The sequence below is a fragment of the Pseudomonas shahriarae genome, from assembly GCF_014268455.2.
Classification (GTDB): Bacteria; Pseudomonadota; Gammaproteobacteria; order Pseudomonadales; family Pseudomonadaceae; genus Aquipseudomonas; species Aquipseudomonas shahriarae.
Window position 1 is genome coordinate 4,497,992 of record NZ_CP077085.1, and the last position, 25,676, is coordinate 4,523,667.

General features: G+C 62.0%; 19 protein-coding genes. 11 read left to right on the top strand and 8 right to left on the bottom strand.

All coding sequences use genetic code 11. The features are described from left to right. Positions 1-6: 6 nt before the first annotated feature. Complete coding sequence (guaD, locus tag HU773_RS19930) at positions 7-1,311, top strand: guanine deaminase (RefSeq protein ID WP_057439512.1); 1,305 nt, start codon at positions 7-9, stop codon at positions 1,309-1,311. A 225-nt stretch (positions 1,312-1,536) separates the two neighbouring features. Here guaD and HU773_RS19935 read toward each other — a convergent pair whose 3' ends face one another. Next, positions 1,537-2,301 (bottom strand): GntR family transcriptional regulator, encoded by a 765-nt coding sequence (locus tag HU773_RS19935; protein WP_186625623.1) that lies wholly within the window; start codon positions 2,299-2,301, stop codon positions 1,537-1,539. 219 nt (positions 2,302-2,520) lie between these two features. On the opposite strand from HU773_RS19935, the gene HU773_RS19940 reads away from it, so the two are divergent. After that, entirely contained in the window at positions 2,521-3,711 is a 1,191-nt protein-coding gene (locus HU773_RS19940; RefSeq protein WP_057439514.1) for a benzoate/H(+) symporter BenE family transporter, read from the top strand. Between the two features lie 53 nt (positions 3,712-3,764). Here HU773_RS19940 and HU773_RS19945 read toward each other — a convergent pair whose 3' ends face one another. After that, the gene (locus HU773_RS19945) at positions 3,765-4,109 is read right to left on the bottom strand and encodes a YggL family protein (protein ID WP_038442289.1); all 345 of its coding nucleotides are present in this window, start codon (positions 4,107-4,109) and stop codon (positions 3,765-3,767) included. A gap of 237 nt (positions 4,110-4,346) precedes the next feature. Between HU773_RS19945 and dacB the strand changes: the two genes are divergently transcribed. After that, complete coding sequence (dacB, locus tag HU773_RS19950) at positions 4,347-5,807, top strand: D-alanyl-D-alanine carboxypeptidase/D-alanyl-D-alanine endopeptidase (protein WP_186625625.1); 1,461 nt, start codon at positions 4,347-4,349, stop codon at positions 5,805-5,807. A gap of 147 nt (positions 5,808-5,954) precedes the next feature. On the opposite strand, the gene HU773_RS19955 is transcribed toward dacB, so the two are convergent. After that, complete coding sequence (locus HU773_RS19955) at positions 5,955-8,354, bottom strand: sensor domain-containing diguanylate cyclase (RefSeq protein WP_057960335.1); 2,400 nt, start codon at positions 8,352-8,354, stop codon at positions 5,955-5,957. Between the two features lie 135 nt (positions 8,355-8,489). Beyond that, a complete protein-coding gene (rlmKL, locus tag HU773_RS19960) occupies positions 8,490-10,760 on the bottom strand; it encodes a bifunctional 23S rRNA (guanine(2069)-N(7))-methyltransferase RlmK/23S rRNA (guanine(2445)-N(2))-methyltransferase RlmL (RefSeq protein ID WP_057439518.1) in 2,271 nt (756 codons plus the stop codon). Between the two features lie 534 nt (positions 10,761-11,294). Here rlmKL and rmf point away from each other — a divergent pair. Further along, entirely contained in the window at positions 11,295-11,510 is a 216-nt protein-coding gene (gene rmf, locus HU773_RS19965) for a ribosome modulation factor (RefSeq protein WP_002553055.1), read from the top strand. Positions 11,511-11,652: 142 nt separating this feature from the next. On the opposite strand, the gene HU773_RS19970 is transcribed toward rmf, so the two are convergent. The 4 genes from HU773_RS19970 to HU773_RS19985 form a co-directional block, all read right to left on the bottom strand. Further along, on the bottom strand, positions 11,653-12,702 hold the full coding sequence (locus tag HU773_RS19970; protein ID WP_057960337.1) for a quinone-dependent dihydroorotate dehydrogenase: 1,050 nt from the start codon (positions 12,700-12,702) through the stop codon (positions 11,653-11,655). Positions 12,703-12,792: 90 nt separating this feature from the next. Next, the gene (locus HU773_RS19975; RefSeq protein ID WP_186625680.1) at positions 12,793-13,257 is read right to left on the bottom strand and encodes a transglycosylase SLT domain-containing protein; all 465 of its coding nucleotides are present in this window, start codon (positions 13,255-13,257) and stop codon (positions 12,793-12,795) included. Continuing rightward, positions 13,254-13,676, bottom strand: a complete 423-nt coding sequence (locus HU773_RS19980; RefSeq protein ID WP_169960529.1) for a winged helix-turn-helix domain-containing protein — start codon at positions 13,674-13,676, stop codon at positions 13,254-13,256. Before HU773_RS19980 ends, HU773_RS19975 begins: the two co-directional genes overlap by 4 nt. A 194-nt stretch (positions 13,677-13,870) precedes the next feature. Further along, complete coding sequence (locus HU773_RS19985) at positions 13,871-14,740, bottom strand: secretin N-terminal domain-containing protein (RefSeq protein ID WP_225923813.1); 870 nt, start codon at positions 14,738-14,740, stop codon at positions 13,871-13,873. A 246-nt stretch (positions 14,741-14,986) separates the two neighbouring features. On the opposite strand from HU773_RS19985, the gene HU773_RS19990 reads away from it, so the two are divergent. The 7 genes from HU773_RS19990 to HU773_RS20020 all read left to right on the top strand — a co-directional run bounded on the left by HU773_RS19990 (position 14,987) and on the right by HU773_RS20020 (position 25,676). Further along, complete coding sequence (locus tag HU773_RS19990) at positions 14,987-16,213, top strand: CmpA/NrtA family ABC transporter substrate-binding protein (protein ID WP_120733854.1); 1,227 nt, start codon at positions 14,987-14,989, stop codon at positions 16,211-16,213. A gap of 13 nt (positions 16,214-16,226) precedes the next feature. After that, entirely contained in the window at positions 16,227-16,802 is a 576-nt protein-coding gene (locus tag HU773_RS19995; protein ID WP_057439520.1) for an ANTAR domain-containing response regulator, read from the top strand. Between the two features lie 247 nt (positions 16,803-17,049). Next, a complete protein-coding gene (locus HU773_RS20000) occupies positions 17,050-18,261 on the top strand; it encodes a nitrate/nitrite transporter (RefSeq protein WP_057960340.1) in 1,212 nt (403 codons plus the stop codon). Further along, positions 18,261-19,928 carry a bifunctional protein-serine/threonine kinase/phosphatase gene (locus HU773_RS20005; protein WP_186625682.1) on the top strand — a complete coding sequence of 556 codons (1,668 nt, stop codon included), beginning with the start codon at positions 18,261-18,263 and terminating at the stop codon, positions 19,926-19,928. Before HU773_RS20000 ends, HU773_RS20005 begins: the two co-directional genes overlap by 1 nt. A 272-nt stretch (positions 19,929-20,200) precedes the next feature. After that, positions 20,201-22,654 carry a nitrite reductase large subunit NirB gene (nirB, locus tag HU773_RS20010; RefSeq protein ID WP_169960532.1) on the top strand — a complete coding sequence of 818 codons (2,454 nt, stop codon included), beginning with the start codon at positions 20,201-20,203 and terminating at the stop codon, positions 22,652-22,654. Next, positions 22,651-22,968 (top strand): nitrite reductase small subunit NirD, encoded by a 318-nt coding sequence (gene nirD, locus HU773_RS20015; protein WP_057439522.1) that lies wholly within the window; start codon positions 22,651-22,653, stop codon positions 22,966-22,968. Before nirB ends, nirD begins: the two co-directional genes overlap by 4 nt. Continuing rightward, positions 22,968-25,676, top strand: a complete 2,709-nt coding sequence (locus HU773_RS20020; RefSeq protein ID WP_169989635.1) for a nitrate reductase — start codon at positions 22,968-22,970, stop codon at positions 25,674-25,676. Before nirD ends, HU773_RS20020 begins: the two co-directional genes overlap by 1 nt.

Consider the following 25,676-nt stretch of genomic DNA (forward strand, 5'->3'; position numbering starts at 1 on the left):
ACGACCATGCCTTTGACTCGTAAAGCCTACCGTGCCGCCATTCTGCACAGCCTCGCCGACCCCGCCATCGTCGGGATTGACGCCTCCTATGAGTATTTCGAGGACGGCCTGCTGGTGATCGACAACGGCCAGATCAGCGCCCTCGGGCATGCCAGCGAATTGCTGCCGACGCTGGCGGCCGATATCGAAATCACCCATTACCAGGACGCGCTGATCACCCCCGGCCTGATCGACACTCATATCCACCTGCCGCAAACCGGCATGGTCGGGGCCTACGGCGAACAACTGCTGGATTGGCTCAACACCTACACCTTCCCTTGTGAAAGCCAGTTCGCCGATAAAGCCCACGCCGAAGAAGTGGCGGATATCTTTATCAAGGAACTGCTGCGCAATGGCACCACCACCGCCCTGGTGTTCGGCAGTGTGCACCCGCAATCGGTGAACTCATTTTTTGAGGCTGCCGAGAAGCTCGACCTGCGCATGATCGCCGGCAAGGTGATGATGGACCGCAATGCGCCGGACTACCTGACCGACACCGCCGAATCCGGCTACCAGGAGAGCAAGGCACTGATCGAGCGCTGGCACGGCAAAGGCCGTTTGCACTACGCCGTTACGCCGCGCTTCGCGCCTACCAGCACACCGGAACAGTTGACCCTCGCCGGGCAGTTGCTGGGGGAATACCCGGACCTGTACATGCAGACGCACATCAGTGAAAACCTGCAGGAAGTGCAATGGGTCAAGGAGCTGTTCCCGGAGCGCAGCGGCTACCTGGACGTGTACGACCACTACAAGCTGCTGGGGGAACGTTCGGTATTCGCCCATGGCGTACACCTGTGCGACGACGAATGCGCGCGCCTGGCCGAAGCCGGTTCAGCGGTCGCGTTCTGCCCGACATCGAACTTCTTCCTCGGCAGCGGCTTGTTCAACCTGCCGATGGCCGAGAAGCACCAGCTCAACGTGGGCCTGGGCACGGATGTGGGGGGCGGTACCAGTTTCTCGCTGCTGCAGACGCTGAACGAGGCCTACAAGGTCATGCAATTGCAGGGCGCACGCCTGAGCCCGTTCAAATCGCTGTACCTGGCGACCCTGGGCGGCGCCAAAGCGCTGCGCCTGGAAGACAAGATCGGCACCCTGCAGCCGGGCACCGATGCCGACTTCCTGGTACTGGACTACAACGCCACGCCACTGCTCAGCTATCGCTTGAAGCAGGCCAAGGACATTGCCGAGACGTTGTTTGTGTTGATGACGCTGGGGGATGATCGGGCGGTGATGCAGACGTATGCAGCCGGCCAACTGGTGCATCAACGCTGATTTTGAAGGGCACCACAAACCAATGCGGGAGCAGGCAAGCCATAATGCCGATCAGTTAAGCGAACGCAATGCTCAAAGCAGTGAAAATCAAATGTGGGAGCGGGCTTGCTCGCGAAGACGTCGGTCCATGACCCACTGCTTTCGCGAGCAAGCCCGCTCCCACAGGGGATCTGCGCTTGACTGACTGGCATTAAGGCAAGCCAGCTCCCACAGTTTGATCGGGGTTTACAGTTTTATAGAGGAGCGACCCGGCTTCTTGGTCTGCAGCAAATGTGAGAACACCGCATGCAGATCATCCGACGCACTTTCCTCATCGAGGTTGAGCTTGCTGTCGATGTGATCCATGTGGTGCATCATCAGGTTCACCGCCAACCCCACATCCCGAGCCTCGATGGCATCGATCAACTGGGTGTGCTCGTCATAGGAACAGTGTGAGCGGTTGCCGCTTTCATACTGGGCGATGATCAGCGAGGTCTGGGACACCAGGCTGCGCTGGAAACTGATCAGCGGGGCATTTTTTGCCGCTTCGGCCAGTTTCAGGTGGAACTCGCCAGAGAGCCGGATACCCGCGCCGCGATCGCCACGGGAGAAGCTGTCGCGCTCGTCATTGACCATCTGCCGCAGTTCGGCCAGCTCTTCGGTCGAGGCATGCTGCACCGCCAATTCGGTGATCGCCCGCTCGACCAGGCGCCGGGCCAGGAACACCTGGCGGGCTTCCTCGACGCTTGGGCTGGCCACCACCGCACCCCGATTGGGGCGCAACAACACCACGCCTTCATGGGCCAGGCGCGACAGTGCGCGACGGAGGATGGTGCGGCTGACGCCAAAGATCTCGCCCAGTGCTTCTTCACTCAATTTGGTACCGGGCGCCAGGCGTTGCTCGAGGATGGCCTCGAAGATATGCGCGTAGACGATATCGTCCTGGGTTCCACTGCGACCGGCCTTACCGGCTCGCGGCTGTTTCTTGAGGGGCTGCAACTGTTCGTTCATGGGCACTCGGGTCGGGAGAACGGCGGCGAATTGACGTTGACTGTAATAAGAGTACAGCGGTCGCTGGCAAGTATCGCGTAAAAACAGCGCACATTGTACACAACCCGTTGCGCCAACACACTGTACGGCTGTTTGCGCCACCGGCTGTATTGCAACAGTCAGTTACGTTTGAGTTTAGGCTTGATTCCACGATTTCCCAGGTACAAGGAACACCGCCCCATGACCGATGCGACCCAGGCACCGCTGCGCCCACTGGCCGACACTTCGCCTTCGGCCATTGTCGCCGGCTTTATCGCCATGATGACCGGCTACACCAGCTCCCTGGTGCTGATGTTCCAGGCCGGCCAGGCTGCCGGCCTGACCACCGGGCAAATTTCCTCGTGGATCTGGGCGATTTCCATCGGCATGGCGGTGTGCAGCATCGGCTTGTCCCTGCGCTACCGCACGCCCATCACCATTGCCTGGTCGACCCCCGGCGCGGCGCTGTTGATTACCAGCCTGGGCGGGGTCAGCTACGGCGAGGCCATCGGTGCCTACATCACCTGCGCGGTACTGGTGACGATCTGTGGCCTCACCGGCAGCTTTGAAAAACTGGTGAAGAAAATCCCTGCCTCACTGGCCGCCGCGCTGCTGGCCGGGATCCTGTTCAAGATCGGCAGCGAGATTTTCGTCGCCGCGCAGCACCGCACCGCCCTGGTGCTGGGCATGTTCTTTACCTACCTGATCATCAAGCGCCTGTCGCCTCGATATGCCGTGCTGGCGGCGCTGCTGATCGGTACTGCCTTGTCCGGGTTGATGGGGCTCCTGGACTTCAGCGGGTTCAGCCTGGAAGTGGCGACGCCGGTGTGGACCACGCCGCACTTTTCCCTGGCGGCGACCATCAGCATCGGCATTCCGTTGTTTGTGGTGGCGATGACCTCGCAGAACATGCCCGGGGTCGCGGTATTGCGCGCCGATGGCTACGACGTGCCCGCCTCACCGCTGATCACCGCCACCGGCCTGGCCTCACTGGTGCTCGCGCCGTTTGGCTCCCACGGCATCAACCTGGCCGCCATCAGCGCGGCCATCTGCACCGGCCCCCATGCCCATGAGGACCGCAACAAGCGCTACACCGCCGCCGTGTGGTGCGGGATTTTCTACGGGGTTGCCGGGGTATTTGGCGCGACCTTGGCGGCGTTGTTCGCCGCATTGCCCAAGGAGTTGGTGCTGTCGATTGCCGCATTGGCGTTGTTCGGCTCGATCATCAATGGCCTGAGCATTGCCATGAATGAGCCCAAGGAACGGGAAGCAGCACTGATCACCTTTATGGTCACGGCGTCGGGGTTGACGCTGTTTTCCATCGGTTCGGCATTCTGGGGGATTGTGGCGGGGGTGTTGACGCTGGTGATTCTGAACTGGCGCAAGGCCTGAATTTAATACCTTGAAACGAAAAAGCGACCCGGGCGGGTCGCTTTTTCATGACATCAGACAGCCGGGTTAACCGGTGTCTCTGGATGCCAGGCGTCCAGCAGTTCGCTGACTTCAACGCGGGTCAGCTCTGGGCGAGCCTTGAGCCACGCTTCAACCGCTGCACGCTGTTCTTCGTTGACCGAACCACGGGTGGCTTTGCAGACCAGACCGAAGTCATCGCCGCCCACGTAGTCCAGGCCATTGCCATCCATCGCTTCGGTCAGGAAGGCGTCGAGGAAAGCGTCAACCGCTTCGTCGTCCAAACCTTCTTTGAAATCCAGGTTCAGTTCGAAACCCAGCTCTTGAAATTCATCAACGCACAGTTTTTTGCGCAGACGCCGGGAACGGTTAGTCGCCATTGGAACAATCCTCTTAAGTATTAACGGCCGGCACTCTACCAGTTTAAGGCGCGAATTGCCCGGCAATCCAAGACGGGTGGCACGATAGCGCGAAAAAAATCCATCATTTGCAGCTATGGTTGAGGCACAAGTAGCCCCACCTTGGGGCATAATGCCGACACTTTCATGACCACTGGGGGATTTTCTTACATAGCCCCCGCTATATTCACCCTCCTCTGCAGTAGGGTCTTACTTCTTATGATCAAATCCTTGCGTCCAATATTACTCGCCAGTTTCCTTTTGCCCCTGGCGCTCTCGGTCACCGCCGCCCCGATCAATACCACCCTGCCACCCAAAGTCCAGGAAGCCCTGAAGAAAGCCAAACTGCAGAACAATGCCCTGTCCCTGGTAATGATTCCGCTCAATGGCCCCGGCAGCGCCACGGTGTTCAACGCTGACGTGTCGGTCAACCCGGCGTCGACCATGAAACTGGTCACCACCTACGCGGCCCTGGAAATGCTCGGCCCCAACCATCAGTGGAAAACCGAGTTCTACACCGACGGCACCCTCAGTGGCGGCATCCTGCGGGGCAACCTGTACCTCAAGGGCGGCGGCGATCCCAAGCTGAACATGGAAAAGCTCTGGCTGCTGATGCGCGACCTGCGCGCCAATGGTGTACAGCAAGTCACCGGCGACCTGGTGCTGGACCGCGGCTTCTTTATCCAGCCCCAACTGCCGGAGTTCAACGACGACGGCAACGATGCCAACAAGCCGTTCCTGGTCAAGCCGGACGCCCTGCTGGTCAACCTCAAGGCCCTGCGCTTTGTGACCCGCAATGATTCGGGAAAGGTGTTGGTCTCGGTGGAACCGCCGATTGCCAGCATCCAGATCGACAATCAGGTCAAGGCCAGCAACGCCAAGCAGTGCACCGGTGATGTGCGCTACAACCCGGTCACCGCCGCCGACGGCAGTGTCACCGTGACCGTCAGCGGCCAGTTGGGCGATGGCTGCAGCTCGCAGACGTATCTGTCGCTGCTCGACCATGCCACCTACACCGCCGGCGCCGTGCGCGCGATCTGGAAAGAGTTGGGCGGCACGATCCAGGGCCGCGATGTGCTGGCCCCGGTGCCGAAAACCGCCAAGGTCCTGGCCCGGACGTTCTCCCCGGACCTGGCCGAGATCATCCGCGACATCAATAAATACAGTAACAACACCATGGCCCAGCAGCTGTTCCTCAGCCTCGGCGCGCAATACCGCACCGATGCCGACGGCGACGACGCCAGGGCAGCACAGCGCGTGATCCGCCAGTGGCTGGCGAAAAAAGGCATCACGGCTCCGCACTTGGTAATGGAGAACGGTTCCGGCCTGTCCCGTGCCGAACGGGTCAGCGCCCGGGAAATGGCGACTATGCTGCAGGCCGCCTGGAGAAGCCCGTATGCGGCCGAGTTCATCAGCTCGATGCCGATTGCCGGCAGTGACGGCACCATGCGCAAGCGCCTGAGAACCACAGCCCTGCGCGGCGAAGCCCACGTCAAGACCGGCACCCTGAACACAGTACGTGCGATTGCCGGCTTCAGCCGTGACAACAATGGCAATACCTGGGCGGTGGTGGCGATTCTCAACGATCCGAAGCCGTGGGGTGCATCGTCGGTGCTGGACCAGGTGCTGCTGGATCTGTATCGCCAGCCGAAGCTGGCGGCGGCTGCGCCGGGCCTATAGAGCGGTTGGCTTACCAACCTTTTGCAACCACTGCGGACTAAATGTGGGAGCGGGCTTGCTCGCGATGACGGTGTGTCAGTCAATACATCTGGCGACTGATACACCGTCATCGCGAGCAAGCCCGCTCCCACATTAGGTATACGGTGCTCAGGCAGGCAACCGCTGCGCCTCGACCCGATCCCTGCCCGCCTGCTTGGCCGCATACACCGCCGAATCCGCGCGCAGCAACAAGCCATCCACGCCCTCATCGACCCGCCAACTGGCTACGCCAAAACTCGCCGTCACCGTGCCGACGCCGTCCATTGGCGTACTGCGCAGCACTTCCCACAACTCAACGGCCAGGCTGTAGGCCTGGACACCATCGGTATTGGGACACAGCACCATGAATTCCTCGCCGCCGAGGCGGCAGAACACATCGCTGCGGCGCAGGCGCAGGCTGATACGCCGGCACAGCTCCTGCAGCACACCATCCCCCGCCGCGTGCCCATGCTGGTCATTGATGCGCTTGAAGTGATCAATATCCAGCATGATCACCGCCAGCGACCCCGACGTACGCCGCACCCGACTCATCTCGGCCTTCAGCCGATCCTGGAAGTAGCGACGGTTATGGATACCCGTCAACGAATCGGTGATGGACAGTGCCCGCAACTCTTCTTCCACCCGCTTGAGATCGGAGATATCCGACACATAGCCATGCCATAGCGTACCGCCACCGGGTAACTCTTCCGGCGTCGCCTCGCCACGGATCCAACGCAGGCCCCGGCCCGGCAGTTGTACCCGATATTCTTCGCGCCAGTGACTCAACTGCAGCGCGGACAGGCGGATAGAGGCGCGGATGCGCTCTGCGTCCTGGGGATGAATACGCTCGAAGACTTGCTTGGCATCCTGTTGCAGCAACCCCGGGTCGATTTCGTAGATATCGCGAATACCATCGCTGGCGTAGATAAACCGCCAGTTGTCATTGGGTTCGAGGGTGAACTGGAAGATCCCGCCCGGCACGTGGGCACTGAGTTTTTTCAGCAAACGATCCCGCGCCGCCAGGGCCTCATACGCGCGTTTCTGCTCGGTGACATCCAGGCAGATCGCCAGGTGCCCGATCCACAAGCCATGCTCGTCAAGCAATGCCGTGGCCAGCATATTCACGGTCAACTGGCTGCCGTCCTGGCGCACCAACGTCCACTCCCGGGCCTCATGCAGGCTGTCGCTGCCCTCCACCAGCATCGCCTGGCCGGGCATGATCCGTTTGCCCAGCGCCTGGCTCAACTGCACCGCACGGGCTTCCAGTTCGGGCGCCAGGTGCAGGCTTTCGAGGGTCATGTGACCGAGCACCTGGTCGGCCTGATAACCCAGCATCTTCTCGGCGCCGGCATTGAACGTGCTGATCACGCCCCGCAAGTCCGTGGCAATGATCGCCACCTGGGTCGCGGCGTTGAGCACGCTGCGCAACTGGCCATGGGCGCCACGCAACTCATACTCGCGCTGGTGCAATTGCCCCGTACGCTGCTGGACCAGCCTCAGCGCCCGCTGCCGCTGGCTGACCAGCACATAGAGCAAGGCACTGAGCAACAGGCTGAGCAAACCGCCCATGGCCAGGATACTGCTCGTCGAAGAGTGATTGGCCTGCACGAACACCTGGCTGGGACGCAGGCTCAAGGCGTAGACATGATCGCCCAGGGTCAGCCGGCGGATCGACTCCAGGCTGCTATCGCCCACGGGATTGTCCGACTCATACAGCACCTGCTGTTGAGTATCGGAGGTGTCGACAATCTGCATCACCAGGTTATCCCGCGCGGGCTTGGGCAAACCGTCGGCTACCAATTGGCGCATGCTGATCACCGCCATGACGAAACCGTAGGGTTCGTTGTAGGGCATTTGCGCGGTGGGCGGCCGAGTGACCGGTGCTACCAGCAACACGCCCATGGTATACGCCGGCTCCACCCCCACCAGCGACATCGGTTGGGATACGGCAATGGTTGCGGAACGGTACGCCCGCTCGATCGTCGAGCGGCGCAACGGCTGGGCCAGCAGGTCAAACCCCAAGGGCGAGCCGAGGATGCTCTGGGTCTGGCTGTACAACACCGGCACGTACTCGTCACGCTCGTGCGCCGGTACCAGCGCCCCGGCTTCATTCAACTCACGAATGGAGAAAGGCGCGCCACGCTGGCGTGACACCTGTTGTTCGAACGCCCGGCGCTGATCACGCGCTACCCGGGGCGCCCAGGCATAGGCACGGGCGCGCAACAGCAACGGCTGGGCGAACCCATCGAAATCTTCGCGGGAAACATCATGGGAGTTGACGAAAAAACGCTGCAGGCTGCCCAGGCGCTGCTCCTGGTCTTCGAAACGCTCTTCCAGGCGGCTATAGCGCTCGTTGACCAATAACTGGAAACGCTGGCGGACCTGCTGGTGATGCCGATCGGCCGTGGTCAGCGCCAGCACGGCGGTGAGCGCCACCCCCACCAGCAAGACCACCAATGCCACCAGCCAAGCGGATGCCTGCTCGCTGATAAATCCCAGTATTTTCGGGCGGACGGCTTGCAACGGCATAGGCAAAACTCGAAACACCAGCGTGCAGGAGCGCTACTTCGGCTAAGAGGTTAGTTATAGCCATCGAGCCCTCTTTTGACCAGCGTAAAAAAACCGCGAGCCCGGAAAAATCCAGGCTTGCGGCTTCAAGGTCGATCAGCGTGCGGTGATTTTCCAGGCACGATGGATTTTCGGGTTACGGGCAAAATCCGGATCAATGGTTTTATCGCTGATTTCCTCGACGGCATAGCGCTCGCCCAGGTTGTCTTCCAACTGGAACTTGCGGAAGTTGTTGGAGAAATACAGCACCCCGCCCGGCGCCAGGCGGGCCATGGCCAGGTCGAGCAATTGCACGTGGTCACGCTGGACGTCGAACACACCTTCCATGCGCTTGGAGTTGGAGAAGGTCGGCGGGTCGATGAAGATCAGGTCGAACTCATCACGGCTGGCTTCCAGCCACGCCATCACATCGCCCTGCTCCAGGCGGTTCTTGTCGGAGAAGCCATTGAGGGACAGGTTGCGGCGCGCCCAGTCCAGATAGGTTTTCGACAGGTCGACGCTGGTGGTGCTGCGCGCGCCGCCCTTGGCTGCGTGCACGCTGGCGGTGGCGGTGTAGCAATACAGGTTGAGGAAGCGCTTGCCGGCAGCTTCTTTCTGGATGCGCATGCGCATCGGGCGGTGGTCGAGAAACAGACCGGTGTCCAGGTAGTCAGTGAGGTTGACCAGCAGCTTCACCCCGCCTTCGCTGACTTCGGTGAACTTGCCCTGGGCGCTCTGGCGCTCGTACTGCTTGGTGCCGCTCTGACGCTCGCGGCGCTTGACCACCACACGGCTCTTGTCGATGTTCAGCGCCTGGGGAATGGCGGCCAGGGCATCGAACATGCGCGCCGAGGCTTTTTCCGGGTCGATGGACTTTGGTGCCACGTATTCCTGGACGTGCACCCAGTCGTGGTACAGGTCGATGGCCATGGAGTATTCCGGCATATCGGCATCGTACACGCGGTAGCAATCGACACCCTCGCGCTTGGCCCACTTGCCCAGCAGCTTGAGATTCTTTTGCAGGCGGTTGGCAAACATCTGCCCGCCTTCGCTCAAGCGCGCCTGCTCAACCACTGGCGCCGGTGCAGGCGCAGGTTTGATCGGGTTACCGTTCTTGTTGTACTGGCGCTCTTGCGGCTCGGTCGGGGCCTGGTCGTAGGCGGCCTGCTCACGTTCGGCCTGGCGCTGCTCCGGGGTGCGGCGCTCGCCGGTGACGAACTGGTCCGGGTTGACCTTGATCAGCAGCAGCTTGCACGGCAACGCGCCGTTCCAGAACGAATACTGCTTGTGGCTACGAATGCCCATGCGCTTGCCCAGGTCCGGGGCGCCGGTGAACACCGCCGCCTCCCAGCCCATGCACGCCTGGCGCAGACGCTCACCGAGATTCTGGTAGAGGTACAACAGGCTGGCTTCGTCACCCAGGCGCTCGCCGTACGGCGGGTTGCAGATCACCAGGCCTTTCTGGTTCTGGTCCGGGCGCGGCTCGAAGGTGCCGACTTCGCCCTGGTAAATCTTGATCCAGTGGCTCAGGCCGGCACGCTCGATGTTGTTGCGCGCAGGCTGGATCAGGCGCGGATCGGCTTCGTAACCGCGGATCCACAATGGCGGCTTGTTCATGCCGATGGCCGCACGCTCGCTGGCCTCGGTGTGGAGTTTTTTCCACAGGGCCGGCACGTGGCCAAGCCAGGCGGTGAAGCCCCACTGCTCGCGATTAAGGTTGGGGGCCATGTCGGCGGCGATCATCGCACCTTCCACCAGGAAGGTACCGACGCCGCACATCGGGTCAGTCAACGCGCCGTTTTCAGCAGCAATGCGCGGCCAGCCGGCACGAATCAAAATTGCCGCCGCGAGGTTTTCCTTCAACGGTGCCGCGCCCTGCTGCAGGCGGTAACCGCGCTGGTGCAGGCTGTGGCCGGACAGGTCGAGGGAGAGGATCGCTTCGCCACGGTCCAGGCGCAGGTGAATGCGCAGGTCGGGGTTGATCTTGTCGATGGACGGGCGTTCACCGGTCGGGGTGCGCAGCTTGTCGACAATCGCATCCTTGACCTTCAGCGCGCCGAAGTGGGTGTTGTCGATGCCCGAACCGTGGCCGCTGAACTCCACCGCCAGGGTGCCGTCAGGGACCATATGGTCTTGCCATTCGATATCCAGCACCCCGTGGTACAGGTCTTCGGCATCCTTCATCGGGAAGCGCTTGAGCACCAGCAGTACACGGTTGGCCAGGCGCGACCAGAGGCACAGGCGGTAGGCGGTTTCCATGTCGGCCATGCCGCGCACAGCCGAGGTGTGCTCGCGGGCGTCTTCAAGGCCAAGCCCGACGGCTTCCTCGATCAGCAGGCCTTCGAGGCCCTTGGGGCAAGTGAGGAAGAGTTCGTAACGGTCCGACATGGGGATTCCAGGCTTTTCAGCAATAAGTGAACGGGCGACGCATCGCGCGTTCGGTTTTCAATCAAGCGCTTTTCTTGAAGAGCGCTCGCGTGGCACGAATGTGTGCCGTTCCACCCCGGTGTCCAGACCTGCAGGGCCTTGATTGCCGGGGCAGAGAGATAATTTGAGCAACAAAAGGAAATATTCTGACCCTTCGTCGAATAATAACCGACTGCAAGCGGCGGGTATTCTCACTAAAGGATTAAACCCATCCTCTATACAGGGCACATCATAGCTGGCTTTGCCCAATAAATGGGGCGAAAAGCCATCCCAGCTTATGGCTATAGCATCGTTATCGTTACGTGCTTATGACAAAACGATCATTGAAACCATGTGACCTATTGGTTAGAACTCAACACAGGTTAGCGCCACAACGACGCTGACACAGAGGCTCGCCACGCCGGCAGCGAGCCACACCAACGGCAGAAAAACTCTGCCCGGCCTCGGACGAGGCCGAAGGATATCAAGACAGTCAACAAGTGAGGGAAACACCCTATGAGAAGACTTAAGCGTGATCCGTTGGAAAGAGCATTTTTACGCGGATATCAGTATGGCGTTCATGGCAAATCCCGTGAGCTTTGCCCATTTACTCTACCGTCAGTACGCCAAGCCTGGATTAACGGCTGGCGCGAAGGACGCGGCGACAACTGGGACGGTATGACCGGCACTGCGGGGATCCACAGACTCAACGAACTTCACGCCGTCGGCTAATCAGGGCACTTAATTCCGACAACCACCTTGAAGAATGTAACAACTTAACCACGCACGCCCCATCCGGGCGGCGGGCTTCGGCCCAGGGGCTCCTTCGAGGAGCCCTTTTTTATGGGCTTGAAACGCCTGCGCAGCAGCAGCTTCAGGGCTGCTTTGCAGTCCCACGCGGGGCAAGCCCGCTCGCCGCAATGGCGTCCACCGATTGGCGAATCAACGCTGGGCCCTTGTAGATAAACCCGGAATACAACTGCACCAGGCTGGCACCCGCGGCGATTTTCTCGGCGGCGTGCTTGCCTTCGGTGATACCGCCCACGGCGATGATCGGCAAACGCCCGGCCAACTCGGCCGCCAGCACCTTGACGATATGGGTGCTCTGGTCACGCACCGGCGCGCCGGAAAGCCCACCCGCCTCGTCACCGAAAGCCAGGCCTTCAACGCCCGCACGGCTGAGGGTGGTGTTGGTGGCAATCACCGCATCCATCCCCGCATCCACCAGGGCCTGGGCCACCAGCACGGTTTCTTCGTCGTTCATGTCCGGGGCGATCTTGATCGCCAAGGGCACGCGCTTGCCATGGCGTACCGCCAGGTCTTCCTGGCGCTGGCGCAGGGCTTCGAGCAGTTGCTTGAGCGAGTCGCCAAACTGCAGGCTGCGCAGGCCCGGGGTGTTGGGCGAGCTGACGTTGACGGTCACATAGCTGGCGTGGGCGTAGACCTTGTCCAGGCAGAGCAGGTAGTCATCTACCGCACGTTCCACCGGGGTGTCGAAATTCTTGCCGATATTGATCCCGAGGATGCCCTTGTACTTGGCGGCCTGGACCCGCGCCAGCAGGTGATCGACGCCCAGGTTGTTGAACCCCATGCGATTGATGATCGCCTCGGCCTCCGGCAGGCGGAAAATGCGCGGCTTGGGATTGCCCGGCTGCGGGCGCGGCGTGACGGTGCCGATCTCGACAAAACCGAAACCCAACTGCGCAAAGCCGTCGATGGCAGCGCCGTTCTTGTCCAGGCCCGCTGCCAGGCCCACCGGGTTGGGGAAATCGAGCCCCATCACCGAGACCGGCATCTTTGCCGGCGCCTTGCACACCAGGCCATTGAGCCCCAGGCGGCCACCCGCGCCGATCAGGTCCAGGGACAGATCGTGGGAAGTTTCCGGGGAGAGTTTGAACAACAGCTGGCGGGCCAGGGTATACATGGGCGGGCTTGACTCGGATGGCGGCGAAAGGTGGCGGCGATTATAGCCGGGGTGGCGGGTACGTGCGAGGCATGGCACACCGCCGGTCGATCATCCGCTTCGATGCTGCATCAACTCTTCGTAGCGCGCCCAGATCTTCTGCGCATAACGCAGGCGCAGCGCATCACGCTCGCCCCCTGCCCCAGGCCCGACGTTGTAGGCGCCCACGGCGGTCCAGTTGTAACCAAACTGCTTGATGAAGTCGGCCAGAATCGACGCCCCCACCTCCACCGACAGGCACGGCTCATCCAACAGACGCTGCTCGGTAATCCCCTGCTTGAGCAGGCGCGGCAGATGAATGCTGTTGATCTGCATCAGGCCGATGTCACGGCTGCCATTGTTATTGCTGTAGTTCATGGCCTCGGCGCGATAGCCGGACTCCACGGCGGCAATGGCTTGCAGTAACTCCGGCTCGATATCGTATTGGCGGGCGGCCTCAGCCCAACAATAAGCCCTGGCCTCACTCGCCTTGCCCAGGATAAGTAACAGCAGCCCCAGCCTGCAGGCTCGTTTCATGCCTGCTCGACAGCCGCTTCGGCGTACCAGCCACAGGCCGGGCAAGCACGCCGTGGAGCACCCGCACCTTGCGCTGCCTGGCCATGCCGCTCGAGCACCCTTACCCGGCCATTGAAGCGATAACCGCGGCCATACACTGTCGCGATCAACCGCCTGTCGCCCTCCAATTGCTTGCGCAATGAGTAGATACAACGGGTCAGGGACTCTTCGGCGATGTCGATATGGGGCCAGACCTGCTCCAGCAGGTAGTCCTTGGTCACCAATACGCCGGGCGTGGCCAGCAACAAGCGCAACACATGACACTCCTTGGGGGGTAACTGAATGTCGCGACCTTCGGCGGTCAGCCGGCCATCACCCTGCAACTTCCAATGACCAAAGGCGAGGGAGCCCCTGACCAAGCCCTCAACTGCAGCAACCATGCAAACCTCTGTTCCTGTCTGACATACGCGGCGCCTTGAATATTGATATCGCACCGCCTGGAGATATCGCGACTATAGAAACCCGCAGCCAATTGCACGTTAGGAAAAAACCCTGTGCTTCGAAGTTTTCCGGGAGTGTTTCGTAGGAACTTTCGAGGTCAACAGCCCCCGTTCGCCATGGGTAATGCCTGCTTTCATTGCTCGGCGATGCGAGCAAATGCACGCCGGACGCGCTCGTATTGATCAGAGCTCAGGGGGGTCGAAACAGAGCCCATCACGGGAGGCGTGGGTATATCCAGTTCAGCCACCAGTTCTTTGATAAACCGCAACTGCTGCGCGCTTCCCTTGATCAACAGGCTGTTGACCTGTGGGTAGGCGATTACCGCTGCGCCAGTGCCGGCCTTGCGCCCAAGCTCGGCAAGCCGACGCTCGACCAGCGTTGCCATGCCGGGCACGGTGATTTTTTGCAGCCCCATGTCGTACTGGTGGTCTGCCACGTCATGATTCAGCACCTGCACGACACCGACTTCCGGCAACGCCTGGCGCCGTGCCGGGCGTTGGCGGTCCATCAGTTGGGCCAGGCGCAATACGTGATCGACATAATTGGCGGGCCCGGACACATAAAACAATCGCGCACCGGCCTTGCGCAGCGGGTAGCGCGCCTCGTCGAGCCCCGCGCGCCGCATGACCACACGCAATCTGTCGACGCTCATGTGCCGCAGAATCACCCCGGAACTCTTGGCCTCGCTGGCGTCGTAGAGATGTAGCACCTGGCCGTCGCTGTACCAGATCAATTCGTGCTGCAACGCCACCGTCTCGAGGACCGCTTGCGCGTCGGCAAAATCAAATTGCCCGGTGATGCGCTTGCCCGCCGCCCGCTTGCTGACCACGATGGGCTGCCCCAAGGGCACCGCAAGTCGAGTGAAGAAGCCCGAAAGGCTTTCATCCAACGCCAGGTAGGTCGCGCCCATGGCTGGCAGGGCAGCGAGCATCAACAGCCCGCCCAGCAGCCAGCGCTGCAAAAAGGCATTGCAGGTCGCTGCGATAGATTGATCAAGAAGCACGCGGGGTTTCCTGAAGGGTGTTGCCCAAAGGAGCGCCATAGTGAAAGGCCCGCGCAATGCAATCTTGATGAAAACCTGATCAACCACGGCTCGCCCTGCGCCGTGGCATGTGCCTTGCTTTGTCTTGTGTATCGCGGCCCGCACCAACGACGGAACGGGCTCAAGGACAAAGGCGTCGTTACCTGCAGGAGGCTTGCAAGCCGCCCTACGGAACGACGCCTTTTTTCACACAGAAGGTAGGTGTTGATGAGTGATCAGGTGGGCAACAGCCAGGCCAATAACCCCCTGGCCTGGGTCAACGGCAGCGATGCCCCGGAAAAGAGCAGCCTCGACCTGGGCTTCATGGCCTTGAGCGATTGCGCCTCGCTGGTGGTCGCGGCGACCCAAGGGTTTGCCCAGCCGTACGGGCTGACGCTGAACCTCAAGCGCCAGTCATCCTGGGCCGGCCTGCGCGACAAGCTGGTCAGCGGCGAACTGGACGCCGCCCACAGCCTGTATGGCCTGATCTATGCGGTGCACCTGGGCATCGGCGGCGTGGCACCAACCGACATGGCGGTGCTGATGGGCCTGAACCAGAACGGCCAGGGCATCAACTTGTCCCAGGGCCTGCAGCACCAGGGCGTGACCAGTCCTGAGGCACTGGCGCGCAAGGTGCACCAAAGCCGGACAAAACTCACCTTCGCCCAGACGTTTCCCACCGGCACCCACGCCATGTGGTTGTATTACTGGCTGGCCAGCCAAGGCATTCATCCGCTGCGCGATGTCGAGAGTGTGGTGGTGCCGCCGCCGCAGATGGTCGCGCACTTGCAGGCCGGGCGGATTGACGGCCTGTGTGTGGGCGAACCCTGGTGCGCCAGCGCGGTGCAGCAGAACCAGGGCTTTACCCTGGCCACCAGCCAGGCGATCTGGCCGGATCACCCGGAAAAAGTCCTGGGCTGCACCCAGGCGTTTGTCGAGCAATACCCCAACACCGCCCGCGTGCTGGTAATGGCGATCCTGGAGGCCAGCCGTTTTATCGACGACAGCCTGGAGAACCGCCGCTCCACCGCGCAACTGCTCAGCGCCAGGGAATATCTGGACGCCCCACTCGACTGCATCGAACCGCGCCTGCTCGGGGCTTATGACGATGGCCTGGGCAACCACTGGCAAGACGTGCACGCGTTGCGCTTCCATGGCGGTGGCGAGGTCAACCTGCCGTACCTGTCCGACGGCATGTGGTTCATGACCCAGTTCCGCCGCTGGGGCCTGCTGCGTGACGACCCTGACTACCTCGCCGTTGCCCGGCAGGTGCAGCAACTGGACCTTTATCGCCAGGCCGCGACGGCGGTGGGTGTGGCAGCCTGGGGCGCGGACATGCGCAGCAGCCAATTGATCGACGGCAAGGTCTGGGATGGCTCAGACCCGGCCGCCTACGCCCGTAGCTTCCGCCTGCATGCCCTGGCCGACGATGTCGTCCGCCACGCCTTGCGCTGATGGGAGGCCAGCCATGTTGCGAATCCTGCTGATCAATGACACCCCGCGTAAAGTCGGGCGCCTTAAAAGTGCACTGACCGAGGCCGGTTTTGAGGTGATCGACGAGTCCGGCCTGACCATCGACCTGCCGGCGCGCGTCGAAACGGTGCGCCCGGATGTGATTCTGATCGATACCGAGTCACCCGGCCGCGATGTGATGGAGCAAGTGGTGCTGGTCAGCCGTGACCAGCCCCGCCCCATCGTGATGTTTACCGACGAACATGACCCCAACGTGATGCGCCAGGCAATCAAGTCCGGGGTCAGTGCCTACATCGTCGAGGGCATCCAGGCCCAGCGCCTGCAGCCGATCCTCGATGTGGCCATGGCACGCTTCGAGAGCGATCAGGCCCTGCGTGCGCAGCTGCAGGCCCGCGACCAGCAACTGGCGGAACGCAAGCGCATCGAGCTGGCCAAGGGTTTGCTGATGAAAATGAAGGACTGCAATGAAGAACAGGCCTACACCCTGATGCGCCGCCAAGCCATGAGCCGCCAGCAGAAGTTGATCCAGGTGGCCGAGCAGATTATTGCCATGAGTGAATTGTTAGGCTGAGACACACAACTACCCTCGCCCACTGTGGAAACGGGCTTGCCCGCGATGGCAGTGTCCCGATTGGCGCAAGACTTGCAAACCAAACATCCCAGGTAACCAACGGCGGTTGCCCCTCCACGACAAAGACGTCGCACATCCGGTTTGCCCAGGCGAACCCGGTGGCGGCGTTTTTTCGTTTGGGTGGGGCGGCCTTCGCTGGCCGTTCCATCACCAGGCCTTCTACAAGATCCCCAATCTGAGGTGCGTGATGAAATCAAGCTTCTGGAAATCCGGGCACACCCCGACCTTGTTTGCCGCGTTCCTGTATTTCGACCTGAGTTTCATGGTCTGGTATCTATTGGGCCCGCTGGCGGTGCAGATCGCCGCCGACCTGCAACTGACCACCCAGCAACGCGGGCTGATGGTTGCCACACCGATCCTGGCGGGCGCGATCCTGCGCTTCTTGATGGGCATGCTGGCAGACAAGTTGTCGCCCAAGACCGCCGGCCTGATCGGCCAGGTGATCGTGATTGTGGCGCTGTTCTGTGCCTGGAAACTGGGGATCCACAGTTATGAACAGGCGCTGCTGCTGGGGCTGTTTCTCGGCATGGCCGGGGCCTCGTTTGCCGTGGCCCTGCCGTTGGCCTCCCAGTGGTACCCCGCCGAACACCAGGGCAAGGCCATGGGCATCGCCGGTGCGGGCAATTCCGGCACGGTGTTCGCCGCATTGCTGGCGCCGCTGATCGCCGCCGCCTTTGGCTGGAGCAACGTGTTTGGCTTTGCCCTGATCCCGCTGGTCCTGACCTTGATCGTATTCGCCTGGCTGGCGCGCAATGCCCCTGAGCGACCGAAAGCCAAATCCATGGCCGACTACTTCAAGGCCCTGGGCGACCGCGACAGTTGGTGGTTCATGTTCTTCTACAGCGTGACCTTCGGTGGCTTTATCGGCCTGGCCAGCGCCCTGCCCGGCTACTTCAACGACCAATATGGCTTGAGCCCGGTCACTGCCGGCTACTACACCGCCGCCTGTGTGTTCGGCGGCAGCCTGATGCGGCCCCTGGGCGGTGCCCTGGCCGACCGCTTCGGCGGGATCCGCACCCTGCTGGGTATGTACGGCGTGGCGGTGGTGTGCATCGCGGCAGTGGGCTTCAACCTACCGAGTTCCTACGCTGCACTGGCCCTGTTCGTATGCACCATGCTCGGCCTGGGGGCCGGTAACGGCGCGGTCTTCCAGTTGGTGCCCCAGCGCTTTCGCCGGGAGATCGGCGTGATGACCGGGTTGATCGGCATGGCCGGCGGTATCGGCGGTTTCGCCCTGGCGGCGGGTATGGGTGCAATCAAGCAAAGCACCGGCAGCTATCAGTTGGCGTTGTGGCTATTCGCCAGCCTGGGCGTGCTGGCGTGGTTCGGCCTGTATGGCGTGAAGCGGCGCTGGAGGACCACCTGGGGTTCGGCTGCCGTCACCGCAGCGCGGGTCTGATGAGCCTGCAACTGAGCGTGGCCCAGGCCAGCGCCATTGGGCCGCGCGCGGAAAACCAGGACGCCCTGCGCCTGGTCACCCCGGCCCCGGAGCTGGCCGCGAGCAAGGGCTATCTGTGTGCCATCGCCGATGGTGTCAGCCAATGCGCCGACGGCGGCCTGGCCGCGCGCTCGACCTTGCAGGCCCTGGCCCTGGACTACTACGCCACGCCGCAAACCTGGGGCGTGGCCCAGGCCCTGGACCGCCTGTTGCTCGCGCAAAATCGCTGGCTGCAGGCCAATGGCGGCGGCCAGCCGTTGCTGACCACCCTCAGTGCCCTGGTGTTTCGCGGCCAGCGTTTTACCTTGGCCCATGTCGGTGACTGCCGGGTGTATCGCTGGTTCGCGGGCGAGTTGCAGCGCATCACTGAAGAACATGTCTGGGAGCAACCGGGCATGCAGCATGTGCTCAAGCGCGCCCTGGGCCTGGACCAGCATCTGGTGGTGGATTTTCTCGACGGTGAACTGCGCCAGGGCGAGTGCTTCCTGCTGCTCAGCGATGGGGTATGGGCGACCCTGGCCGATCACAGCATCCGCGCGATCCTGCGCGAACAGGCCGATCTGGATCTGGCCGTGAACACCCTGGTCAATGCGGCGCACCTGGCGGGTAGCCAGGACAATGCCAGCGCCCTGCTGGTGCGCATCGACCAGCTTGGCGCCGCGACCCTGGGTGATGCGCTGGTGCAGTTGCAGCAGTGGCCGCTACCGCCGCCGTTGAAGGCCGGGCAAGCCTTTGAAGGCTGGCAGGTGGAGTGCGTGCTGGTGCACAGTCGGCAGTCGTTGCTGTATCGGGTACGTGATACCCAGCAGCAAGCCTGGCTGCTGAAAACCCTGGCCCCGGGTCGCGACGATGACAACGATGCGGCCCAGGCCCTGCTCGCGGAAGAATGGTTTTTGCGCCGGGTGGCGGGACGGGCATTTCCTGAAGTCCATCCGGGCAGCGGGCGTCAGCATTTGTACTATGTGATGCGTGAATACAGCGGGCAGACCCTGGCCGAACTGTTCCAGCAGCAAGGCCCCTTGCCGCTGGCGCAATGGCAGTCCATCGCCGAGCGCTTGCTGCGGGCGGTGGGCATGCTGCATCGCCGGCAAATCCTGCACCGTGACATCAAGCCGGAAAACCTGCTGTTGGGGGAAGACGGCGAACTGCGGGTGCTGGATTTTGGCCTGGCCTATTGCCCCGGCTTATCCGAAGACCGCGCTCACCTGTTGCCGGGCACCCCCAGCTTTATCGCGCCCGAAGCCTTCAGCGGCGAACGTCCGACACCGCAGCAGGATTTGTACAGCGTCGGCGTGAGCCTGTATTACCTGCTGACCGGGCATTATCCCTACGGTGAAATCGAAGCGTTCCAGCGCCCCCGCTTCAACACACCAGTCAGTGCCAGCCGTTATCGACCCGACCTGCCCGACTGGTTGCAGCAGAGCCTGGAGCGCTCGGTGGCGGCACAGGCGGTCCAACGTTACGAAACCGCCGAGGAATGGCTGCTGGTGCTGGAACAGGCCGACCGCCGCGAACTGAGCCTGCGCCCGCGGCCACTGCTGGAGCGCGAGCCGCTGAAGGTCTGGCAAACCCTGGCGTTGGTGTCGTTGCTGATCAATCTGCTGTTGCTGTATCTGTTATCCCTATAGGAGGCAGGTGCGCCAGTTGTGGGCATCCCGCCTTCAAATGGTGCGTAAAGACCTTGGAGCATCCACTAAAACCCCAGTAAACCCGGCGTTGCGCGACTTGGCACAACCACTGCATTAGCTTCTACAACACCCCCACATACAGCCCACCCTTCAACGACGAAGGTGGGGCTTTCCCGAGAGAACGGGACCAGGACAAAGGCGTCCTCGCTAGGCAACTAGCGGGACGCCTTTTTTGTTTGCGCGTGATTTGTCGAGCCACTGCGGAGAACGACATGAAGAAACTCAAACTGGTGATGATCGGCAACGGCATGGCCGGGGTTCGCACCCTTGAAGAACTGCTGAAGCTGAGCACCGAGCTGTATGACATTACGGTCTTTGGCGCCGAGCCCCATACCAACTACAACCGCATCCTGCTGTCGCCGGTGCTGGCCGGTGAGCAGACGTTCGAAGAGATCGTGCTCAACGACCTGGACTGGTACCTGCAAAACAACATCAAGCTGCTGCTCAACCGCAAGGTGGTGCAGATCGACCGGGTCAAGCGCAAAGTCATCGCCGAAGACGGCACGGAAGCCGAATACGATCGCCTGCTGATCGCCACCGGCTCGACCCCGTTTATCCTGCCGATCCCCGGCAATACCTTGCAGGGTGTAATTGGCTACCGCGATATCGCCGACACCCAGGCCATGATCGACACCGCCCGCACCCACAAGCACGCGGTGGTCATCGGTGGCGGCTTGCTGGGCCTGGAAGCGGCCAATGGCCTTATGTTGCGCGGCATGCACGTGACCGTGGTGCATATCGGCGAATGGCTGCTGGAACGCCAGTTGGACAAGACCAGCGGCCAGTTGCTGCAAACCGAACTGGAAAGCCGGGGCCTGGTGTTTCGCCTGTGCGAGCAGACCCAGGCCCTGCATGACGCCGGCAATGGTCGCGTGGGCTCGGTGCAGTTCAAAAATGGCGAGGTGATTCCGGCTGACCTGGTGGTGATGGCTGCCGGTATCCGCCCCAACACCGAGCTGGCGGAACAGTCCGGCATCCCGTGCAACCGTGGGATTCTGGTCAACGACACGATGCAAACCTACGACCCGCGCATCTATGCCATCGGCGAGTGCGCCAGCCATCGTGGGATTGCCTACGGCCTGGTGGCGCCGCTGTTCGAGCAGGCCAAGGTGTGTGCCAACCACCTGGCGCAGTTGGGCTTCGCCACTTACAAAGGCTCGGTGACCTCGACCAAGCTGAAAGTCACCGGCATCGACCTGTTTTCTGCTGGCGACTTCATGGGCGGCGAAGGCACCGAGACCATCACCCTTTCCGACCCTATCGGCGGCGTCTATAAGAAGCTGGTGATCAAGGACGACATACTGGTCGGCGCCTGCCTGTACGGCGATACCGCCGACGGCGGTTGGTATTTCCGGCAGATCCGTGAGAACCATGGCATCGGTGAGATCCGCGATCACCTGATGTTCGGCGAAAACGCCCTGGGCGATGTAGGCCACCAAGGCCAGGACAAAGCCATGAGCATGGCCGACAACGCCGAAGTCTGCGGCTGCAACGGGGTGTGCAAGGGCACCATCGTCAAGGCGATCCAGGAACAGGGCCTGTTCAGTGTCGATGAGGTGAAAAAACACACCAAGGCCGCCAGCTCCTGCGGCTCCTGTGCCGGGTTGGTGGAGCAGATCCTGATCAACACTGTGGGCGGCGCCGCCGACGTCAAACCCAAAAGCGAAAAAGCCATCTGCGGCTGCAGCGACCTCAATCACGGGCAAATCCGCCAGGCCATTCGCGACCAGCACTTGCTGACCATCGCCGACACCATGAGCTACCTGAACTGGCGTACGCCCAACGGTTGCGCCACCTGCCGCCCAGCACTCAACTACTACCTGATTTCCACCTGGCCGGGCGAAGCCAAGGACGACCCGCAATCGCGCCTGATCAACGAACGGGCCCACGCCAATATTCAGAAAGACGGCACCTACTCGGTAGTCCCACGGATGTGGGGCGGTGTGACCAATCCTTCCGAGCTGCGCCGGATTGCCGATGTGGCCGACAAGTACAACGTGCCGATGGTCAAGGTCACCGGCGGCCAGCGCATCGACTTGCTGGGCATCAGGAAACAGGACCTGCCCGGGGTGTGGAAAGACCTCGATATGCCGTCCGGGCATGCCTACGGCAAATCCATCCGCACCGTGAAGACCTGTGTTGGCAGCGAGTTCTGCCGGTTTGGCACGCAGAACTCCACGCAACTGGGCATTGAGCTGGAACATGACCTGTTCAATATGTGGTCGCCCCACAAGGTCAAGCTGGCGGTGTCCGGGTGCCCGCGCAATTGCTCGGAAGCCGGAATCAAGGATGTGGGCATTATCGGCGTCGACTCGGGCTGGGAGATGTACATCGGCGGCAATGGCGGGATCAAGACTGAGGTCGCGGAGTTTTTCGTCAAGCTCAAGACCGCCGAAGAAGTACGTGAGTACAACGGCGCTTTCCTACAGCTGTACCGCGAAGAAGCCTTCTACCTGGAGCGCACCGTGCACTACCTGCAACGGGTGGGCATGGACCACATCAAGAAGGCCGTGCTGGAAGACCCGGCGCGGCGCCAGGCCCTCAATGAGCGCCTGCAATTCTCCCTGTCGTTTGAACAAGACCCGTGGAAAGAGCGCCTGGAGCAGCCGCTGCTGAAGAAGGAATTCGACACCATCGCCGTCAAACAGCTGGAGGTAGTGCTATGAACTGGCTGGATATCTGCGCCCTCGAAGAAATCAACTCCCTGGGCTCGCGCATTGTCAGTGGCCCGAAAGGGGAAATCGCGATTTTTCGCACCAGTGACGATGAAGTGTTCGCCCTCGATGACCGCTGCCCGCACAAGGGCGGGCCGCTGTCCCAGGGGCTGATCTATGGCAAACGCGTGGCCTGCCCGCTGCACAACTGGCAGATCGACCTGGCGTCCGGCGAAGCCCAGGCCCCGGATATCGGCTGCGCCCACCATCACCACGCCCGGGTGGAAAACGGCCGGGTGATGCTGGCCCTGCGGGACGCCGGTTGATGAACCGCCAGGTCACGGCATCGACCTGCTGCTACTGCGGGGTCGGCTGCGGCGTGCTGATCGAGCACGATGGCACGCAGATCTTCGGGGTCAGCGGCGATCCGGCACACCCGGCCAACTTCGGCAAGTTGTGCAGCAAGGGTTCCAGCCTGCACCTGACCGGCGATCTGACGGCGCGGGCGTTGTACCCGCAGCTGCGCCTGGGCAAAGAACTGGCCCGCGGCCGCACCGATTGGGACACGGCCCTGGAACACGCGGCCAATGTATTCGCCGACACCATCGCCGAGCATGGCCCCGACAGCGTGGCGTTCTATATCTCCGGGCAACTGTTGACCGAGGACTACTACAGTTTCAACAAACTCGCGCGGGCCCTGGTGGGCACCAACAATATCGACAGCAATTCCCGGCTGTGCATGTCTTCGGCAGTGGTCGGCTACAAGCGCAGCCTGGGCGCCGATGCGCCGCCGTGCAGCTACGAGGACCTGGAGGCCAGCGATTGCGTGATGATCGTCGGCAGTAACATGGCCTACGCCCATCCCGTACTGTTTCGCCGGCTGGAAGAGGCCAAGGCACGCCGACCCGAGATGAAAGTGCTGGTCATCGACCCCCGGCGCACCGACACCTGCGACTTGGCGGATATGCACCTGGCAATCCTGCCCGGTACTGATGTGGCGTTGTTCCATGGGATTTTGCATCTGTTGTTGTGGGAAGACTGGATCGACCGCGACTTTATCCAGGCTCATACCGAGGGTCTGGTCGAGTTGAAGCGGTTGGTCCATGACTACACGCCACAGATGGTCACGCAATTATGTGGGATCAGTGTCGAACAACTGCGCCAGTGCGCACAGTGGGTGGGCACCTCGCCCAGCTTCCTGTCGCTGTGGTGCATGGGGTTGAACCAGTCCACCGCCGGCAGCGCAAAAAACAGTGCGCTGATCAACCTGCACCTGGCCACCGGCACCATTGGCCGCCCGGGTTGCGGGCCCTTTTCCCTGACCGGCCAGCCCAACGCCATGGGCGGCCGGGAGACCGGAAGCCTGTCGAACCTGCTGCCAGGCCATCGCGACGCCGGCAACGCCGAGCATCGCGCCGAAGTGGCCGCCTACTGGGGGGTTGAACAACTGCCCTGCAGCACCGGCTTGACTGCCATTGAACTGTTCGAGCAGGTACAGGCCGGCAAGATCAAAGCGTTGTGGATCGCTTGCACCAACCCCGCGCAATCGTTGCCAGACCAGAACAACGTGCGCCAGGCCCTGGCCGCGTGCCCGTTCGTGGTGTTGCAGGAGGCCTTCCGCACCACAGAAACCGCCGCCTTTGCCGACCTGTTGTTGCCCGCCGCCAGTTGGGGCGAGAAAGAAGGCACCGTGACCAACTCCGAACGGCGCATTTCCCACGTGCGCCAGGCCATCGCCCCACCGGGTGAAGCGCGACCAGACTGGGCGATTACCGTGGATTTCGCACAGCGCCTGGAGCGCCGCTTGCGTCCTCAAAAAACCGGCCTGTTTGCCTTTGAAACGCCCGCGCAGGTGTTTGATGAATACAAACAGCTGACCCGTGGTCAGGACCTGGACCTGTCGGGCCTCAGCCACGCCCTGCTCGACCGCATCGGCCCGCAGCAATGGCCGTTTCCCGCAAAGGCCCAGGCCGGCACGCCACGGCTGTACACCGATGGCGTCTTCCCGACCGCCAGTGGTCGTGCGCAGTTTGTCGCTGATCCTTATCGCGCCGCCAAAGAGCAGCGGGACGCGCGCTTTCCACTGACCCTGATCACCGGCCGCCTGCGTGACCAATGGCACGGCATGAGCCGTACTGGCACGGCGGCGCAACTCTTTGGCCATGTCAGCGAAGCATCGCTCAGCCTGCACCCGGACGAACTGCGCCGGCACCGTTTCAAAGAAGGCGACCTGGTCAATCTCAAAAGCCGTCGCGCCAACGTGATTGTGGCGGTGACCAGTGATGACAGCGTGCGACCCGGCCAGGCATTCCTGCCGATGCATTGGGGCGATCGCTTCCTTAAGGGTGGCGTCAATGCGCTGACCCAGCCGGCGTTCGACCCACTGTCGAAACAGCCGGAACTCAAACACAGCGGCGTACGCCTGGAAGCCGTGCAATTGCCCTGGCACTTGTTCGCGCTGATCGAGGGCGATGTGCAGCAACACTTCGAAGCCTTGCGCCCCCTTTGTGAGCAGTTTGCCTACGTCAGCCTGAGCCTGACCGGGCGTGAGCGGCCGGCCCTGCTGGTGCGGGCTGCCCATACCGAAGCACCGGACCTGCAACTGCTCAACAGCATCGACCGATTGCTGGGCCTCAATGACGGCCCGGTCATGGCCTATGACGACCCGCGCCGCTCCATCGGTAAACGGGTAAAGATCGAGAAAGGCCGGATTACCGCGATCCGCCTGGCCGGCGAAACCCTCGCCCGCCACTGGCTGCAAAGCCTGTGGCTGGAAGGCCGCGCCGACGAACAGTTACGCCGCTGGCTGCTGGCACCGCTAAGCGCGCCGCCCGGTGGTGGAACGACCAGCAACAGAATTCTCTGCAACTGCAAAAACGTCAGTGAAAGCGCGATATGCGCCGGCATCGGCCGCGGCCTGAACCTGGACGGGCTGAAACAAGCATTGGGCTGCGGCACGCAATGTGGCTCCTGCGTCCCCGAAATCAAACGGCTATTGGCAAGCACCTCGCAGCCAATCGCTATCAGTGTGTGA

Coding starts and splice junctions, on each gene's coding strand:
- HU773_RS19955 (WP_057960335.1), bottom strand. CDS start 8,354: ATGCCGTTGCAAGCCGTCCGCCCGAAAATACTGGGATTTATCAGCGAG.
- HU773_RS19945 (WP_038442289.1), bottom strand. CDS start 4,109: ATGGCGACTAACCGTTCCCGGCGTCTGCGCAAAAAACTGTGCGTTGAT.
- rmf (WP_002553055.1), top strand. CDS start 11,295: ATGAGAAGACTTAAGCGTGATCCGTTGGAAAGAGCATTTTTACGCGGA.
- HU773_RS20005 (WP_186625682.1), top strand. CDS start 18,261: ATGAGCCTGCAACTGAGCGTGGCCCAGGCCAGCGCCATTGGGCCGCGC.
- HU773_RS19970 (WP_057960337.1), bottom strand. CDS start 12,702: ATGTATACCCTGGCCCGCCAGCTGTTGTTCAAACTCTCCCCGGAAACT.
- HU773_RS19940 (WP_057439514.1), top strand. CDS start 2,521: ATGACCGATGCGACCCAGGCACCGCTGCGCCCACTGGCCGACACTTCG.
- HU773_RS19980 (WP_169960529.1), bottom strand. CDS start 13,676: ATGGTTGCTGCAGTTGAGGGCTTGGTCAGGGGCTCCCTCGCCTTTGGT.
- nirD (WP_057439522.1), top strand. CDS start 22,651: ATGAACTGGCTGGATATCTGCGCCCTCGAAGAAATCAACTCCCTGGGC.
- HU773_RS20000 (WP_057960340.1), top strand. CDS start 17,050: ATGAAATCAAGCTTCTGGAAATCCGGGCACACCCCGACCTTGTTTGCC.
- HU773_RS19935 (WP_186625623.1), bottom strand. CDS start 2,301: ATGAACGAACAGTTGCAGCCCCTCAAGAAACAGCCGCGAGCCGGTAAG.
- HU773_RS19975 (WP_186625680.1), bottom strand. CDS start 13,257: ATGAAACGAGCCTGCAGGCTGGGGCTGCTGTTACTTATCCTGGGCAAG.
- HU773_RS19990 (WP_120733854.1), top strand. CDS start 14,987: ATGAGTGATCAGGTGGGCAACAGCCAGGCCAATAACCCCCTGGCCTGG.
- guaD (WP_057439512.1), top strand. CDS start 7: ATGCCTTTGACTCGTAAAGCCTACCGTGCCGCCATTCTGCACAGCCTC.
- HU773_RS20020 (WP_169989635.1), top strand. CDS start 22,968: ATGAACCGCCAGGTCACGGCATCGACCTGCTGCTACTGCGGGGTCGGC.
- rlmKL (WP_057439518.1), bottom strand. CDS start 10,760: ATGTCGGACCGTTACGAACTCTTCCTCACTTGCCCCAAGGGCCTCGAA.
- HU773_RS19995 (WP_057439520.1), top strand. CDS start 16,227: ATGTTGCGAATCCTGCTGATCAATGACACCCCGCGTAAAGTCGGGCGC.
- dacB (WP_186625625.1), top strand. CDS start 4,347: ATGATCAAATCCTTGCGTCCAATATTACTCGCCAGTTTCCTTTTGCCC.
- nirB (WP_169960532.1), top strand. CDS start 20,201: ATGAAGAAACTCAAACTGGTGATGATCGGCAACGGCATGGCCGGGGTT.